Annotated in this window: 14 protein-coding genes; 12 read left to right on the forward strand and 2 right to left on the reverse strand. The window is 58.5% G+C overall.

The genetic code is table 11. The features are described 5' to 3' along the window. Positions 1-20: 20 nt before the first annotated feature. From QRN31_RS14255 to QRN31_RS14305, 11 genes are all read left to right on the forward strand, one after another. Positions 21-2,819: an LPS-assembly protein LptD gene (locus tag QRN31_RS14255; protein WP_285432609.1), complete on the forward strand. Its 2,799-nt coding sequence runs from the start codon at positions 21-23 to the stop codon at positions 2,817-2,819. Beyond that, positions 2,800-4,116, forward strand: coding sequence for a peptidylprolyl isomerase SurA (gene surA / locus QRN31_RS14260; protein ID WP_285432611.1), 1,317 nt, complete (start codon positions 2,800-2,802; stop codon positions 4,114-4,116). The genes QRN31_RS14255 and surA overlap by 20 nt, the downstream gene beginning before the upstream one ends. Then, positions 4,113-5,102, forward strand: a complete 990-nt coding sequence (gene pdxA, locus QRN31_RS14265; protein WP_285432613.1) for a 4-hydroxythreonine-4-phosphate dehydrogenase PdxA — start codon at positions 4,113-4,115, stop codon at positions 5,100-5,102. The genes surA and pdxA overlap by 4 nt, the downstream gene beginning before the upstream one ends. Beyond that, complete coding sequence (gene rsmA, locus QRN31_RS14270; protein ID WP_285432615.1) at positions 5,099-5,917, forward strand: 16S rRNA (adenine(1518)-N(6)/adenine(1519)-N(6))-dimethyltransferase RsmA; 819 nt, start codon at positions 5,099-5,101, stop codon at positions 5,915-5,917. Before pdxA ends, rsmA begins: the two co-directional genes overlap by 4 nt. 122 nt (positions 5,918-6,039) lie before the next feature. Continuing rightward, the gene (gene apaG / locus QRN31_RS14275; RefSeq protein ID WP_285432616.1) at positions 6,040-6,420 is read left to right on the forward strand and encodes a Co2+/Mg2+ efflux facilitator ApaG/CorD; all 381 of its coding nucleotides are present in this window, start codon (positions 6,040-6,042) and stop codon (positions 6,418-6,420) included. Beyond that, positions 6,420-7,304 (forward strand): symmetrical bis(5'-nucleosyl)-tetraphosphatase, encoded by an 885-nt coding sequence (locus tag QRN31_RS14280; protein ID WP_285432618.1) that lies wholly within the window; start codon positions 6,420-6,422, stop codon positions 7,302-7,304. Before apaG ends, QRN31_RS14280 begins: the two co-directional genes overlap by 1 nt. Positions 7,305-7,337: 33 nt before the next feature. Further along, positions 7,338-7,667: a thiosulfate sulfurtransferase GlpE gene (gene glpE, locus QRN31_RS14285; RefSeq protein WP_285432619.1), complete on the forward strand. Its 330-nt coding sequence runs from the start codon at positions 7,338-7,340 to the stop codon at positions 7,665-7,667. Positions 7,668-7,963: 296 nt separating this feature from the next. Continuing rightward, positions 7,964-9,886, forward strand: a complete 1,923-nt coding sequence (locus QRN31_RS14290) for a PrkA family serine protein kinase (protein ID WP_084318392.1) — start codon at positions 7,964-7,966, stop codon at positions 9,884-9,886. 200 nt (positions 9,887-10,086) lie between these two features. After that, positions 10,087-11,358 carry a YeaH/YhbH family protein gene (locus QRN31_RS14295; RefSeq protein WP_010467159.1) on the forward strand — a complete coding sequence of 424 codons (1,272 nt, stop codon included), beginning with the start codon at positions 10,087-10,089 and terminating at the stop codon, positions 11,356-11,358. Continuing rightward, complete coding sequence (locus QRN31_RS14300; RefSeq protein ID WP_222588704.1) at positions 11,355-12,917, forward strand: SpoVR family protein; 1,563 nt, start codon at positions 11,355-11,357, stop codon at positions 12,915-12,917. The genes QRN31_RS14295 and QRN31_RS14300 overlap by 4 nt, the downstream gene beginning before the upstream one ends. Positions 12,918-12,980: 63 nt before the next feature. Continuing rightward, the gene (locus QRN31_RS14305; protein WP_285432622.1) at positions 12,981-14,210 is read left to right on the forward strand and encodes a multifunctional CCA addition/repair protein; all 1,230 of its coding nucleotides are present in this window, start codon (positions 12,981-12,983) and stop codon (positions 14,208-14,210) included. A gap of 75 nt (positions 14,211-14,285) precedes the next feature. Here QRN31_RS14305 and folK read toward each other — a convergent pair whose 3' ends face one another. After that, positions 14,286-14,813 (reverse strand): 2-amino-4-hydroxy-6-hydroxymethyldihydropteridine diphosphokinase, encoded by a 528-nt coding sequence (gene folK, locus QRN31_RS14310; RefSeq protein ID WP_285432624.1) that lies wholly within the window; start codon positions 14,811-14,813, stop codon positions 14,286-14,288. Next, a complete protein-coding gene (folB, locus tag QRN31_RS14315; protein ID WP_008051601.1) occupies positions 14,804-15,160 on the reverse strand; it encodes a dihydroneopterin aldolase in 357 nt (118 codons plus the stop codon). The genes folK and folB overlap by 10 nt, the downstream gene beginning before the upstream one ends. 74 nt (positions 15,161-15,234) lie before the next feature. Here folB and plsY point away from each other — a divergent pair, with 74 nt between their 5' ends. Beyond that, positions 15,235-15,804 carry a glycerol-3-phosphate 1-O-acyltransferase PlsY gene (plsY, locus tag QRN31_RS14320; protein ID WP_285432627.1) on the forward strand — a complete coding sequence of 190 codons (570 nt, stop codon included), beginning with the start codon at positions 15,235-15,237 and terminating at the stop codon, positions 15,802-15,804. The last annotated feature ends 1 nt before the right edge of the window (position 15,805 follow it).

Here is a 15,805-nt window from a genome sequence, read left to right on the forward strand (position 1 = left end):
AGGAAGCCCGGACTAATAAGATGGCATTGAAATCCCCCGCGTTTCGTAAAAAATTTCCGTTGTTGGTTACCGGCAGTCTGCTGGCCCTGCAACCCCTAGCCACTTCATTCGTGGTCGCCGCGGAACAGTATGACTGCTCAGTCTCTGCTTCGGGCGCCTGGGCCTGTGCGCCAAAATCGCCAGCGGCGGCCTTGCCTCCGCGTCCCGTCCATGAGGGCAGCGCAGTTTCCGCCACGGGCGAAGCCTCGCCCGAAGGCGGCCCCCGTGAAGATACCGGCGCCAAGCCTGTGCTGGTTACCGAGGCCAAAGGCCGCGGCCTGAAGTCGCGTAGTGCAGACTACAGTCACCTCGATTGGGTTCCTCGTGAAAACCTCACGGCTGCGCAATTGGCCGAGACCGGTCCTTACTGCTCTGGTTCCTATATCGAACCGATTCGTCCTGGCATGAATGACACGACGAATAAAAGTGACGCCCCGACCTTTATCGGCGCCAAGGCTTCGCGCTATAACACCGAAGATCAGGTCGGCACGCTCGCCGGTGACGTCGTCATGCGCCAAGGCAGCATGCAGGTCGAAGCCGACGAGGCCAACCTTTACCAGGCCGAGAGCCGTGGCGAACTGAGCGGCAACGTCCGTATTCGCGACAACGGCGCGCTGCTTGTCGGCGACCATGCCGACGTGCAGCTCGACACCGGTGAAGCCAAGGTCGATAACGCCGAATACGTGATGCATAAATCCCGCATCCGCGGTAGCGCGCTGTACGCCAAACGGGCCGAAAACGCGATCATCCGTCTCAAGGACGGTACGTACACCACGTGCGAACCGAACAGCAACGCCTGGCAGCTCAAGGGCAACAACATCACCTTGAACCCGGCGACCGGCTTCGGTACCGCAACCAACGTGACATTGCGGGTCAAGGACATTCCAGTCCTGTACACGCCCTACATCTATTTCCCGATCGACGACCGTCGCCAGTCCGGCTTCCTGCCGCCGACCATCGGCGCGGGCAGCGATACCGGCTTCCTGCTGGTCACACCGTATTACTTCAACCTGGCACCGAACTACGACGCCACGTTGTACCCGCGTTACATGAGCAAGCACGGCCTGTTGATGGAAGGCGAGTTCCGCTACCTGACCAAGTCGAGCGAAGGTCAGTTTGGTGCCGCGTACCTCAACGACGAAGATACCGATCGCAGCAAGCAGACCGATTATCAGAAAAACCGCTACATGTATAACTGGCAGCACAAGGGCGGTCTGGATTCGCGGGTCTTAACGCAGGTCGATTACACCAAGATCAGCGATCCGTACTACTTCCAGGATCTGCAGACTGACCAGATTGGCGTGAAAAGCGCTGACTATGTAAACCAGCAGGGTTCCGTCACTTACCGTGGCGACAGCTATGTGGCCCGCCTCAATGCCCAGGCTTACGAGCTGGCAACCGTTTCCAACATCACGCCATATGATCGTCTGCCGCAGATCACCTTCAACGGTCAGTTGCCGGAGCATCCGGGCGGACTGGATTTCGCTTACGAAACTGAAATAGTGCGATTTGATCGTGACCTGAAAAATGGCACTTTCACTGATGCAAACGGCAATGTAAGTCCACGTCTGGACACCAACGTTCAAGGCCTGGCGCGCGCGACCGGCGATCGTCTGAATGTGGCCCCGGTTATCAGCTATCCGATGAATGCCACCTATGGTTTCCTGAAGCCATCCCTGAAGTACCAGTACACTCAGTACCAACTGGACCTGGACAGTATCGGCAAATCCCAGATTGCTGCGCAGAACGCAGAACAAGACCAGCTCAACGGTACATTCGGCAGCAACCAAAGCCGCGGCGTACCCATCGCCAGCATCGACAGCGGCCTGTACTTCGATCGCAATACCCAATGGTTCGGTAAAAACTATCGCCAGACCCTTGAGCCGCGCCTGTACTACCTCTATGTACCCGAGAAGGATCAGGAAAACATCCCTGTTTTCGACACCAGCGAGTACACCTTCAGCTACGCGTCGCTGTTCCGTGATAACCGATTCTCGGGCTCCGACCGTGTCGGCGACGAGAACAAGCTGTCCCTGGGCATCACCAACCGCTGGATTGAAGACGACGGTTTCGAGCGTCAACGGATCAGTGTCGGCCAGGCCATGTACTTCAAGAACCGTGAAGTCCAGCTGCCGGGTATCGATCCAAAAACCCGCGACGACGCGCATTCCAACGTTTCGCCGTATGCGCTGGAATACGAATACCGCTGGAACCACGATTGGCGCACCACCGCCGATTACAACTGGGATCCGGACAGCCGCAGCCCTCGCTCGGGTAGCGCGATGTTCCACTACCAGCCTGAAGACAACCCGAACAAGATCATCAACGCCGGCTATCGCTATCGCAATGACCAGGTTCGTTATGACCAGAACACCGGTAAGTGGTCCGTGGGTGGCGGTGACTACGGCACCCCTGGCCAGCCTGGCTTCGTGAAGGACTACTACAAAATCAAGCAGCACGACTTCTCGGTGATGTGGCCGATCGTGCCGCAATGGAACGCCATCAGCCGTTGGCAGTATGACTACAACCGCAACCGTACCCTGGAAGCCTTTGGTGGTTTCGAGTACGACAACTGCTGCTGGAAACTGCGCCTGATCAACCGTTACTGGGTTTCCTACGACGAATTCAGTCAGGAAGCTCCGCAAAACGAAAAAGGCGACCACGGCGTCTTCCTACAAATCGTTCTGAAAGGTCTCGGCGGCCTCACCGGCGCTAAAGTAGAGAGCTTCCTCGACAAAGGCATCCAAGGTTATCGTGAACGTGAAGACCAAGCTTTCTGATTGTCTGCGCCCGCTATTGCTGGGCGCGATGTTCCTGGGTACTGCGGCTAACGCCGCAGTGCAGTCCATCGATAAAGTGGTGGCCATTGTCGATAACGACGTGGTCATGCAGAGCCAACTGGACCAGCGTGTCCACGAAGTTCAGCAAACCATCGCCAAACGCGGTGCTGCGGCACCGCCTGCCAGTGTGCTGGATCAGCAAGTGCTGGAACGCCTTATCGTCGAAAACCTGCAACTGCAGATCGGCGAACGTTCCGGCATCCGCATTACCGATGAAGAACTGAACCAGGCCGTCGGCACCATTGCCCAGCGCAATAACATGTCGATTGATCAGTTCCGCGCCGCCCTGACTCACGACGGTCTGTCTTACGACGACGCCCGTGAACAGATTCGCCGCGAAATGATCATCAGCCGTGTGCGCCAGCGTCGTGTAGCCGAACGCATCCAGGTGTCCGAGCAGGAAGTGAAGAACTTCCTCGCTTCCGACCTCGGCAAGATGCAGCTGTCCGAAGAGTTTCGTCTGGCGAACATCCTGATTCCTACACCGGAAAGCGCCAACTCCGATGCGATTCAGAATGCGGCCAAACAAGCGGACGCGGTCTACCAGCAGCTTAAGCAAGGCGCTGACTTCGGTCAGTTGGCCATTGCCAAATCTGCCAGCGAAACTGCACTGGAAGGCGGCGATATGGGCTGGCGTAAAGCTGCTCAATTGCCACCGCCATTCGATCGCATGTTGAGCACCATGGCAGTCGGCGACATCACCCAACCCATGCGCACACCGGGCGGCTTCATCATCCTGAAGATCCTCGAAAAGCGTGGCGGTGCAACCCAGACACGCGATGAAGTGCACGTGCGTCATATCCTGGTCAAACCGAGTCCGATCCGCGACGAAGCAAAAACCAAGGCACTGGCCCAATCGCTCTACGCCCGTATCGAAGCCGGCGAAGACTTCGGCGAGTTGGCGAAAAGCTTCTCGGAAGATCCGGGTTCAGCCCTCAATGGCGGCGACCTGAACTGGGTCGACCCTAACGCGCTGGTGCCCGAGTTCCGCGAAGTAATGGCCAAGACCCCGCAAGGTCAGCTGTCCAAGCCATTCCAGACCCAATACGGCTGGCACGTTCTGGAAGTCCTTGGCCGTCGCGCCACCGACAGCACCACCCAGGCTCGTGAGCAGCAAGCAATGACCGTACTGCGCAACCGCAAATACGACGAAGAGCTGCAAACCTGGCTGCGTCAGATCCGTGACGAAGCTTATGTAGAGATCAAACTCCCTGGTGCAGACCAGGCAGCACAGTGAAACCCAAACGTTTCGCGCTGACACCCGGCGAACCGGCCGGCATAGGTCCCGACCTGTGCCTGCTGCTCGCCGCGCAAGCCCAGCCCCACCCCCTGATTGCCATTACCAGCCGTGACCTGCTCCTTGAGCGGGCCGCGCAGCTGGGCGTGGCTGTCGACTTGATTCCGGTGACGCCGGACAGTTGGCCGGACGCGCCGGCGCCTGCCAATAGCCTGTATGTCTGGGATACCCCCCTCAGTGCACCGGTCACTGCCGGGCAACTGGATAAGGCGAATGCCGCTTTCGTCCTGGAAACCCTTACCCGTGCGGGCCAAGGCTGTCTCGACGGGCATTTCGCCGGGATGATTACCGCCCCTGTGCACAAAGGTGTAATCAATGAATCCGGGATAGCTTTTTCCGGGCACACCGAGTTTCTCGCCGACCTGACCCATACCGCACAAGTGGTGATGATGCTGGCCACCCGAGGCTTGCGTGTGGCGCTGGTAACGACTCACCTGCCCCTTCGCGAGATTGCCGATGCGATCACGCCGGAGCGCCTGGAACGAGTCACGCGGATCCTGCACAGCGACCTGCAAGAAAAATTCGGCATCGCCCAGCCACGCATTCTGGTCTGCGGACTCAACCCGCATGCCGGTGAAGGCGGACACTTGGGCCATGAAGAAATCGATATCATCGAACCTACATTAGAGCGCCTGCGCGGCGAGGGCATGGACCTTCGTGGCCCCCTGCCCGCCGACACTCTGTTTACCCCCAAATATCTGGAGCACTGCGACGCGGTGCTGGCGATGTACCACGACCAGGGCCTGCCCGTACTGAAATACAAAGGTTTCGGCGCGGCAGTCAACGTGACCCTCGGCTTGCCGATCATCCGCACGTCAGTCGACCACGGCACCGCCCTGGACTTGGCCGGCAGCGGTAAAATCGATACCGGCAGCCTGCAAGTCGCCCTGGAAACTGCCTACCAGATGGCCGAGACCCGTTTATGACCGAGCATTACCAACACCGTGCGCGCAAGCGTTTCGGCCAGAACTTCCTGCACGATGCCGGCGTTATCGACCGCATCCTGCGCTCCATCCACGCCAAACCGGAAGACCGCCTGCTGGAAATCGGCCCGGGCCAGGGTGCGTTGACCCAAGGCCTGCTGGGCAGCGGCGCGCAACTGGACGTAGTGGAGCTGGACAAGGACCTGATCCCGATCCTGAATCAGCAGTTCGCCGGCAAGAGCAATTTCAACCTGCATCAAGGCGATGCGCTGAAGTTCGACTTCAACAGCCTGAATGCGGCACCGGGCAGCCTTCGGGTCGTCGGCAACCTGCCGTACAACATCTCGACGCCACTGATTTTTCACCTGCTGCATAACGCCAGCCTGATTCGCGACATGCACTTCATGCTGCAAAAGGAAGTGGTCCAGCGCATGGCGGCGGGACCTGGTGGCGGTGACTGGGGTCGCCTGTCGATCATGGTTCAGTACCATTGCCGGGTCGAGCACCTGTTCAACGTTGGCCCCGGTGCGTTCAATCCGCCACCGAAAGTCGACTCGGCCATCGTGCGCCTTGTGCCTCACACCGTGCTGCCGCACCCGGCAAAGGATCACAAACTGCTGGAGCGTGTGGTGCGTGAAGCCTTCAACCAGCGCCGCAAGACCCTGCGCAACACCCTCAAGTTGCTGCTGAGCAACGACGAGATCACCGCCGCCGGTGTCGACGGCAGTCTGCGCCCGGAGCAGCTCGACCTCGCCGCTTTCGTGCGCCTGGCCGACAAGCTCAGCGAACAAGTCTCGCTGGCGCCTGCCGCCGACTGACAGGCGATGAGCGTTATCGGGTGGGACGCCAGACGCGATGTCTGGTTTACTACCCGGTACTTGGCCTAGACTGATTTGTATCAGCTACGCCCCGCGTCCCGCTTTGATTTAAGGCCTCTTGCATGTCCGATCCTCGTTATCAGGTCGACGTCAGCGTCGTCACCCGCTATCTGGCAGAACAATCGCAACCCGAGCACAACCGCTTTGCCTTCGCTTACACCATCACCGTGCACAACAATGGCGAGCTACCGGCCAAATTGTTGTCACGGCACTGGGTGATCACCGACGGTGACGGGCATGTCGAGGAGGTTCGCGGTGCCGGCGTCGTGGGCTTGCAACCCTTGATCCAGGCCGGTGAAGAACACACCTACAGCAGTGGCACCGTGATGACCACCAAGGTCGGTACGATGCAAGGCACTTATCAGATGCTTGCCGACGACGGTAAGCATTTCGATGCTGTCATTGCGCCCTTCCGGCTGGCGGTGCCCGGAGCCTTGCACTGATGGCAACGTATGCGGTCGGAGACTTGCAAGGCTGCCTTGAAGCCCTGCAATGCCTGCTCAAAAAAGTAGCCTTCGACCCGACAAAGGATCGTCTGTGGCTGGTGGGTGATCTGGTCAACCGTGGTCCGCAGTCGCTGGCTACCTTGCGCTTCCTCTATAGCATTCGCGAATCGCTGGTGTGCGTGCTCGGCAACCATGACCTGCACTTGTTGGCCGCCGGAAAAAACATCGAACGCCTGAAGAAAACCGACACCCTTCGCGAGATTATTGAAGCCCCCGATTGTGCCGACCTGTTGGAATGGCTACGCCAGCAAAAGCTCATGCACTACGACGAGCAACGTAACGTTGTGCTGGTGCATGCCGGTATCCCGCCGCAATGGTCGCTGCGCAAAGCCCTGAAATGCGCCGCCGAGGTCGAGACGACCCTGCGCGACGATAATTTGCTGCCACCCTACCTCGACGGTATGTACGGCAATGATCCAGCGAAATGGGACAGCGACCTCAAAGGTGTCACGCGCCTTCGGGTGATCACCAACTATTTCACCCGCATGCGTTTCTGTACCGCCGAAGGCAAGCTGGACCTCAAGACCAAGGAAGGCGTGGACACTGCGCCACCTGGCTACAAACCCTGGTTCCAGCATAAGGAACGCAAGACCAAGGGCGTGAAAATCATTTTCGGGCACTGGGCCGCGCTTGAAGGCCAGTGCAACGAACCGGGCGTCTCCGCCCTCGACACAGGTTGCGTCTGGGGCGGTGCCCTGACCCTGATGGATGTCGATAGCGGAGAACGCCTGTCCTGCAAATGCGACGAGCATGGCCATGCCGCCGAGCCAGCAGTCGCCCCACAAACCAGCGAACCAACGCCAGCCAGCGCCCCGCGCTAGACTGCGCCTCCAGCCGAGCCACAGGAGCCCGCCATGAGCGAATTCAAACGTATTCCCCCGGAACAGGCCCATGCCCTGCGCGAACAAGGCGCAGTGGTGGTCGATATCCGCGACCCGCAAACCTACGCCGCGCTGCACATTGCCGGCTCCCGGCATGTGGATAACCACTCCATCGCCGATTTCATCCGCAGCGCCGACCTCGACGCACCGCTGGTAGTGGTCTGCTATCACGGCAACTCCAGCCAGAGCGCGGCGGCTTACCTCATCAGCCAGGGCTTTTCCGACGTCTACAGCATGGATGGCGGTTTTGAGCTGTGGCGTACCACTTTTCCTGCGGAAACGGCGCAAGGCACCTCAGAATAATTTTTTTGTAACGCGCAAGCCCCGGCCCCCGTGGGTTAGCGCGGTGGCAGACGAACGGTCTGCCACAACTAATTACGCATCTTGCCTTTACCTCACGAATTCCCAACTATCCTTAAGCGCAGGCCATCCAAAACAGGGGAGAGCCGGTACACCGGCGCGCGGGTCATCGGGAGTAGCTTTCGGGGTAGTCAGATCCGAAAGAGTTCTGGGGGGTAAACAGCGACTGCATATCCGGTTGCTGCCAGCATCGACTGAATGATCCGGCGTCGGCTCCACGTATCGAGCGAGGTGACGTCATGAGTATCTTTAGCCACTTCCAACAACGATTCGAGTCCACACGCCAGGAAGAACTCACGCTGCAAGAGTATCTTGAACTGTGCAAACAGGACCGCAGCGCCTACGCCTCCGCCGCCGAGCGTCTATTGCTGGCCATCGGAGAACCGGAGCTGCTCGACACCTCGACCAACTCGAGGCTGTCGCGAATCTTCTCCAACAAGGTCATCCGCCGCTATCCGGCCTTTGAAGACTTCCACGGGATGGAAGAATGCATTGACCAGATCGTGTCGTATTTCCGCCATGCCGCTCAGGGGCTGGAAGAGAAGAAACAAATTCTCTATCTGCTCGGTCCTGTCGGTGGCGGTAAATCGTCCCTGGCCGAAAAGCTGAAACAGCTGATCGAGAAAGTGCCCTTCTACGCGATCAAGGGTTCGCCGGTATTCGAGTCGCCCCTGGGTCTGTTCAACGCCACCGAAGATGGCGCGATCCTCGAGGAAGACTTTGGCATTCCTCGGCGCTATCTCAACACCATCATGTCGCCATGGGCTACCAAGCGCCTGGCCGAATTCGGCGGCGACATCAGCCAGTTCCGCGTGGTGAAGCTCTATCCGTCGATCCTCAATCAGATCGCGGTGGCCAAAACCGAGCCGGGAGATGAAAACAACCAGGACATCTCGGCGCTGGTGGGCAAGGTCGACATCCGCAAACTGGAGGAATACCCACAGAACGACGCCGATGCCTACAGTTACTCGGGCGCACTGTGCCGGGCCAACCAGGGCCTGATGGAATTCGTCGAAATGTTCAAGGCGCCGATCAAGGTGCTGCACCCATTGCTGACCGCCACTCAGGAAGGCAACTACAACAGTACCGAAGGCCTCGGGGCGATTCCTTTCACCGGGATCCTGCTGGCGCACTCCAACGAATCGGAATGGCACACCTTCCGTAACAACAAGAACAACGAAGCCTTCATCGACCGGATCTACATCGTCAAAGTACCGTACTGCCTGCGCGTCAGCGACGAAGTGAAGATCTACGACAAGCTGCTGTTCAACAGCTCCCTGGCCAAGGCTCATTGCGCGCCCGACACCCTGAAGATGCTTGCCCAGTTCACCGTGCTCTCGCGTCTCAAGGAGCCGGAAAACTCCAACATCTACTCCAAGATGCGGGTGTATGACGGCGAGAACCTCAAGGACACCGATCCGAAAGCCAAGTCGATCCAGGAATACCGCGACAACGCCGGTGTAGACGAGGGCATGAACGGTCTGTCGACCCGGTTTGCGTTCAAGATCCTGTCCAAGGTGTTCAACTTTGACCCGCACGAAATCGCCGCCAACCCGGTGCATTTGCTCTATGTGCTGGAACAACAGATAGAACAGGAACAATTCCAGGCCGAGACTCGTGAACGGTATCTACGCTTCCTCAAGGAGTACCTGGCACCGCGTTATATCGAATTCATCGGCAAGGAGATCCAGACTGCCTACCTCGAGTCTTACAGCGAGTACGGCCAGAACATCTTCGATCGCTACGTGCTGTACGCCGACTTCTGGATTCAGGATCAGGAATACCGCGACCCGGAAACCGGCGAGATCCTCAATCGCGTCGCCCTGAACGAAGAGCTGGAGAAAATCGAAAAACCGGCTGGCATCAGCAATCCGAAGGATTTCCGCAACGAAATCGTCAACTTCGTATTGCGCGCGCGGGCCAACAACAATGGCAAGAACCCGACCTGGCTCAGCTACGAAAAACTGCGGGTGGTCATCGAGAAGAAAATGTTCTCCAACACCGAGGACCTCCTGCCGGTCATCAGCTTCAATGCCAAGGCCAGCAAAGAGGACCAGCAGAAACACAACGACTTCGTCACACGGATGGTCGAGCGGGGTTACACCGACAAACAGGTACGGCTGCTGTCCGAGTGGTACCTGCGGGTCAGAAAATCACAGTAACCCGCTGCCGGTCAGACCGGTTGTCGTCAGCCAGAGACCTGTGTGCGCTTTTTCTGTTACACAGGCCTCTGGAAGGTGTTCGAAAGTCGGTGCGAGGTTCAGGCAGTATTCAAAGCGCTTGGGGGAGCGTGAACATCCCTTGGCACGGTCGATGCTGCATAACCGCTCGCCCCTTTCAGGACAGCTTCTAAGGAGCAGTCATGAGCTATGTGATCGACCGACGTCTCAATGGCAAGAACAAGAGCACGGTGAACCGCCAGCGGTTTCTGCGGCGTTACCGTGATCACATCAAAAAGGCTGTCGAAGAGGCCGTCAGCCGGCGCTCCATTACCGATATGGAGCACGGCGAGCAAATCAGCATTCCCGGACGTGATATCGACGAGCCGGTGCTTCACCATGGCCGTGGTGGCAAGCAGACCGTCGTGCACCCCGGCAACAAGGAATTCACCAGCGGCGAGCACATTGCCCGTCCACCTGGAGGGGGAGGCGGCAGAGGCCCCGGCAAGGCTGGCAACTCGGGCGAAGGGATGGACGAGTTTGTCTTCCAGATCACCCAGGAGGAATTCCTCGAGTTCATGTTCGAGGACCTTGAGCTGCCGAACCTGGTCAAGCGCAACCTGACCGGCACCGACACCTTCAAGACCGTGCGCGCGGGCATCAGCAACGAAGGCAACCCTTCACGCATCAACATCATCCGCACGCTGCGTTCGGCCCATGCCCGGCGCATCGCCCTGTCTGGCAGCAGCCGGGCTAAATTGCGCGAAGCCAAAGAGGAACTGTTGCGGCTCAAGCGCGATGAACCGGATAACTTTGGCGATATTCAGGAAATCGAAGCGGAAATCGAAAAACTCAGTGCGCGCATCCATCGCGTGCCGTTTCTCGACACCTTTGACCTCAAGTACAACCTGCTGATCAAGCAGCCGAACCCGAGCTCCAAGGCCGTGATGTTCTGCCTGATGGACGTGTCCGGCTCCATGACCCAGGCGACCAAGGACATCGCCAAGCGCTTCTTCATCCTGTTGTACCTGTTTCTGAAGCGTAACTACGACAAGATCGACGTTGTGTTCATCCGCCACCACACCAGCGCCCGCGAAGTGGATGAGGAAGAGTTCTTCTACTCCCGGGAAACCGGCGGCACCATCGTCTCCAGCGCCCTGAAACTGATGCAGGAGATCATGGCCGAGCGCTATCCGAGCAACGAGTGGAACATCTACGCCGCCCAGGCTTCCGACGGCGATAACTGGAACGACGATTCGCCGATCTGCCGCGACATTCTGATCAACCAGATCATGCCGTTCGTGCAGTACTACACTTACGTTGAGATTACACCGCGCGAACACCAGGCTTTGTGGTTCGAGTACGAACGCATCGCCGAAGCCTTCTCTGACACTTTTGCCCAACAGCAACTGGTCTCGGCCGGGGATATCTATCCGGTCTTTCGTGAACTCTTCCAGCGCAGGTTAGTGACATGACCGCCAAAGAGCAGAAGCGCCAACCCATTTCCACCGGCTCCGAATGGACGTTCGAGCTGATCCAGGCCTACGACAAAGAAATCAGTCGCCTGGCGGCTCGCTACGCACTCGATACCTACCCCAACCAGATAGAGGTGATTACCGCCGAGCAAATGATGGATGCCTACGCCTCCGTCGGCATGCCGCTGGGTTATCACCATTGGTCCTACGGCAAACACTTTCTCAGCACCGAGAAATCCTACAGCCGCGGGCAGATGGGACTGGCCTACGAGATCGTGATCAACTCAGACCCGTGCATCGCCTATTTGATGGAAGAAAATACCATCTGCATGCAGGCGCTGGTCGTCGCCCACGCCTGCTACGGGCACAACAGCTTTTTCAAAGGCAATTACCTGTTCCGTACCTGGACCGATGCCAGCTCGATCATCGATTACCTGGTCTTCGCCAAGCAGTACATCATGCAGTGCGAAGAACGCCACGGCATCGACGCAGTCGAGGATCTCCTCGATTCCTGCCATGCGCTGATGAACTACGGGGTCGACCGGTATAAACGCCCCTATCCGATCTCGGCGGAAGAGGAACGTCGTCGTCAGAAAGATCGTGAGGAGCACCTGCAGAAACAAATCAATGATCTGTGGCGCACCATTCCGAAAGGAGCGGACAAGTTCAGTGACAAGGACAACGCACGCTTCCCCGCCGAACCTCAGGAAAACATCCTGTATTTCATCGAAAAACACGCGCCGCTACTGGAACCCTGGCAGCGGGAGATCGTGCGGATCGTGCGCAAGATTGCCCAGTATTTCTACCCACAACGCCAGACTCAGGTGATGAACGAAGGCTGGGCCACGTTCTGGCACTACACCCTGATGAACGACCTGTATGACGAAGGGCTGGTGACTGACGGCTTCATGATGGAGTTCCTGACGTCCCACACCAGTGTGGTCTACCAACCCGGCTTCGACAGCCCCTACTACAACGGCATCAACCCCTACACCCTGGGTTTTGCCATGTACCGGGACATCCGCCGCATGTGTGAAAACCCTACCGAGGAGGACTACCGCTGGTTCCCGGAAATAGCGGGCACCGACTGGCTATCGAGCATCAAGTTCGCGATGAGCAGCTTCAAGGATGAGAGTTTTATCCTGCAATACCTGTCACCGAAAGTGATCCGTGACCTGAAACTGTTCAGCATTCTCGATGACGACCAGAAGGACGACTTGCTGGTTCCGGCGATTCACGATGAGGGTGGCTATCGCATCATCCGCGAAACCCTGGCCGCGCAGTACAACCTTGGTAACCGCGAGCCCAACGTGCAGATCTACAGCATCGACCGGCGTGGTGACCGCTCGCTGACCTTGCGCCATCAGCAACACGACCGCAAACCGCTGGGCGAGTCCACCGAGGAAGTGCTCAAGCACCTCCACCGGCTGTGGGGTTTCGATATTCACCTCGAAACCCTGCAAGGGGATCAGGTGATGAAAACCCATCATGTTCCCCCCAGAAGCGAGCACGGCGAAGGGGATTACGGGCGACTGGACCTCGCCGTCATTCATCTTTAACCGTCTTTACGCCTCCGGTAGCTCGATGCAAAGGTTATTCTGTCGAGCTAACGGAGGTTTTTTATGCGGATTTATAAAGTCGGCGGTGCGGTACGCGATCGCCTGCTGGGCAAGCCTGTCACCGATATCGACTGGGTCGTGGTCGGCGCCACCACTGAAGAAATGCTCGCCAAGGGCTATCGCCCGGTAGGCGCGGATTTCCCGGTTTTCCTTCACCCTAAAAGCGGTGAGGAATACGCCCTCGCCCGCACCGAACGCAAAAGCGGTCGCGGTTATGGCGGTTTCACCTTTCACGCCAGCCCCGAAGTCACCCTCGAAGAGGACCTGATCCGTCGCGACCTGACAATCAACGCCATGGCCGAAGACGATCAACAGAATCTGACTGACCCTTACCATGGCCAACGTGATCTCGAGGCGCGCATACTTCGCCACGTTTCCCCCGCGTTCGCAGAGGATCCTCTCCGAGTCCTGCGCGTTGCCCGTTTCGCCGCTCGTTATTACGGCCTGGGATTTACTGTCGCGCCTGAAACCCTGGAGCTGATGCGCCAGCTCAGCGAGTCCGGCGAACTGCAAGCCTTGACCGCCGAACGCAGCTGGAAAGAAATCTCCCGGGCGCTGATGGAAGACCAGCCTCAGGTATTTATCGAGGTGTTGCGCGAATGTGGCGCGCTTAAGGTGCTGATGCCGGAAGTCGACGCCCTGTTCGGCGTGCCGCAGCCGGAAGCCCATCACCCGGAAATCGATACCGGCGTGCATACCCTGAGCGTCCTTGAACAAGCGGCGCTGCACAAACAACCGCTGACCGTGCGCTGGGCGTGCCTGCTGCATGATCTGGGCAAAGGATTGACACCCGAAGAAGAATGGCCGCGTCATATTGCCCACGAACACACGGGCCTGAAGCTGATCAAAGCGGTCAATGAACGCTTCAAGGCACCCAAGGACTGCCAGGAACTGGCATTGCTGGTGGGCCAATATCACACGCACGGCCATCGCGCCTTGGAGCTGAAGCCTTCGACTTTGTTGGAACTGCTGCAGAGTTTTGACGTGTACCGTCGACCTCAACGGTTTGAAGAGTTTATTGCGGCGTGCGAAATGGATGCGCGCGGGCGCAAAGGGCTGGAGCAGCGAAGTTATCCACAGGCGGATTATTTGCGCGGCGCAGCGACCGCGGCCCGCAGCGTGGCGGTTCAGCCGCTGCTTGAGAAGGGATTTAAAGGGCCGGAACTGGGCGAGGCGATTAAACGTGAACGGCTCAAGGCGCTGAAAGCCTACAAAGAGGCAGCGTCCGCCTGAAAAACATCGCGGGCAAGCCCGCCCCCCACAGGTTCTATGTAAATCCCTATGGGAGCGGACTTGCCCGCAATTACGTCAGCCAGATCTCAGTAAATTCGTCGGGGTCAACTGCTGGCCACGCCACTCGAACGCCACTGGCGCCAACACCTGATCAATCTGCGCTTCGCGCCACAACGTCGAAAAACTTTTGCCTACACCTGGATGGACCCGATCCGGCGCTATCAGCGACAACGGCCACAGCACAAAGGCGTTTTTCAGAATCTCTGCCCTGGGCAATGTCAGCCCATCGAAATTGCCTACCAGATCGCCGAACAGCAGCACATCAATGTCCAGCGGCAAGCCCTTGCGGTCCGGGGCATAACGACCGTTATCCGCCTCGATGAATTTCAGGCGACGATCCAGTTCCATCAACGGCAGATCGGTGTAAGCCGAGACCACGAAATTGAAGAACGGTCCGCTCTTGATCCCCACCGGCTGGCTTTCGAACACCGCCGAGCAGCGTATATCCACCAGAAAAGCCGCCAAGGCTTCCAGGCCCGCCTGCAAATGGGTTTCGCGCTCGATATTGCTACCGAGCCCTAGGTACACCTGAGTCAGCGACATCCGCGCTCGATCTCCACGCCCACACCACCGGTGGCCGCCGGGACAGCGCCTGGCTTGGTCAGTTTGAGGCGCATCCAGGTGATCTTGAACTCGCTCATCAACACTTCCACCAGACGCTCGGCGAAGGTTTCGACCAACTGGAACTGTGCCTGCTCGGCAAAGGCCTGGATGCGTGACGAAACGCTCGCGTAGTCGAGCGCCAGGGTCAGGTCATCACCGGCGGCGGCCGGGCGATTGTCCCAGGCGAAACTCAGATCAAGTCGCAAGCACTGTCGGATGCCTCGTTCCCAGTCGTAGGCACCAATTACGGTGTCGACTTCCAGGCCCTCGATAAACACTCTGTCCAAGCACTTTTCTCCGCTGCACGACAAGGGCGCAATGCGCCGTTAGAATCAGGGCGTCCTCGCCCGGAATAGTTAGCATGTTTTGGTTATTGGCGACACTCGCCTACCTGCTCGGCTCGCTGTCCTTCGCCATTTTGCTCAGCCGCCTGACCGGTAATCCCGATCCGCGAATGAGTGGCTCGGGCAATGCCGGTGCCACCAACATGTTGCGCCTGGCCGGTAAAAAGCTCGCCGTCCTGACTTTGCTCGGAGACCTGTTCAAAGGCCTTTTGCCGGTGCTGATCGCAGGTCTTGCCGGGCTTTCCCTTCAGGAGCAAGCCTGGATCGGCATCTGCGCCGTCATCGGCCATCTGTTTCCACTGTACTTCCGCTTTCGCGGTGGCAAAGGTGTCGCCACTGCGGCCGGCATGTTGCTGGGACTCTATCCACCTGCGGCCCTGCTGGCGGTCTGTGCCTGGCTGCTGACGTTCTACCTGACCCGCACCAGCTCACTGGCCGCGCTGATCGCAACGCCACTGACCCTGCCGCTGCTGGCCTGGCAGGAACCGGCGGCCCTGCTGCCCATGACCGCACTTACGGGGCTGATTGTATGGCGCCATCGCGGCAATCTACGCGACCTGTTTGCCGGGCGCGAACGGCATTTTTGAA

It is taken from the genome of Pseudomonas sp. fls2-241-R2A-110 (assembly GCF_030209165.1).
In the GTDB taxonomy this organism is placed as follows: Bacteria; Pseudomonadota; Gammaproteobacteria; order Pseudomonadales; family Pseudomonadaceae; genus Aquipseudomonas.

Coding starts and splice junctions, on each gene's coding strand:
- QRN31_RS14255 (WP_285432609.1), top strand. CDS start 21: ATGGCATTGAAATCCCCCGCGTTTCGTAAAAAATTTCCGTTGTTGGTT.
- rsmA (WP_285432615.1), top strand. CDS start 5,099: ATGACCGAGCATTACCAACACCGTGCGCGCAAGCGTTTCGGCCAGAAC.
- apaG (WP_285432616.1), top strand. CDS start 6,040: ATGTCCGATCCTCGTTATCAGGTCGACGTCAGCGTCGTCACCCGCTAT.
- QRN31_RS14280 (WP_285432618.1), top strand. CDS start 6,420: ATGGCAACGTATGCGGTCGGAGACTTGCAAGGCTGCCTTGAAGCCCTG.
- glpE (WP_285432619.1), top strand. CDS start 7,338: ATGAGCGAATTCAAACGTATTCCCCCGGAACAGGCCCATGCCCTGCGC.
- QRN31_RS14290 (WP_084318392.1), top strand. CDS start 7,964: ATGAGTATCTTTAGCCACTTCCAACAACGATTCGAGTCCACACGCCAG.
- QRN31_RS14295 (WP_010467159.1), top strand. CDS start 10,087: ATGAGCTATGTGATCGACCGACGTCTCAATGGCAAGAACAAGAGCACG.
- QRN31_RS14300 (WP_222588704.1), top strand. CDS start 11,355: ATGACCGCCAAAGAGCAGAAGCGCCAACCCATTTCCACCGGCTCCGAA.
- QRN31_RS14305 (WP_285432622.1), top strand. CDS start 12,981: ATGCGGATTTATAAAGTCGGCGGTGCGGTACGCGATCGCCTGCTGGGC.
- folK (WP_285432624.1), bottom strand. CDS start 14,813: ATGTCGCTGACTCAGGTGTACCTAGGGCTCGGTAGCAATATCGAGCGC.
- plsY (WP_285432627.1), top strand. CDS start 15,235: ATGTTTTGGTTATTGGCGACACTCGCCTACCTGCTCGGCTCGCTGTCC.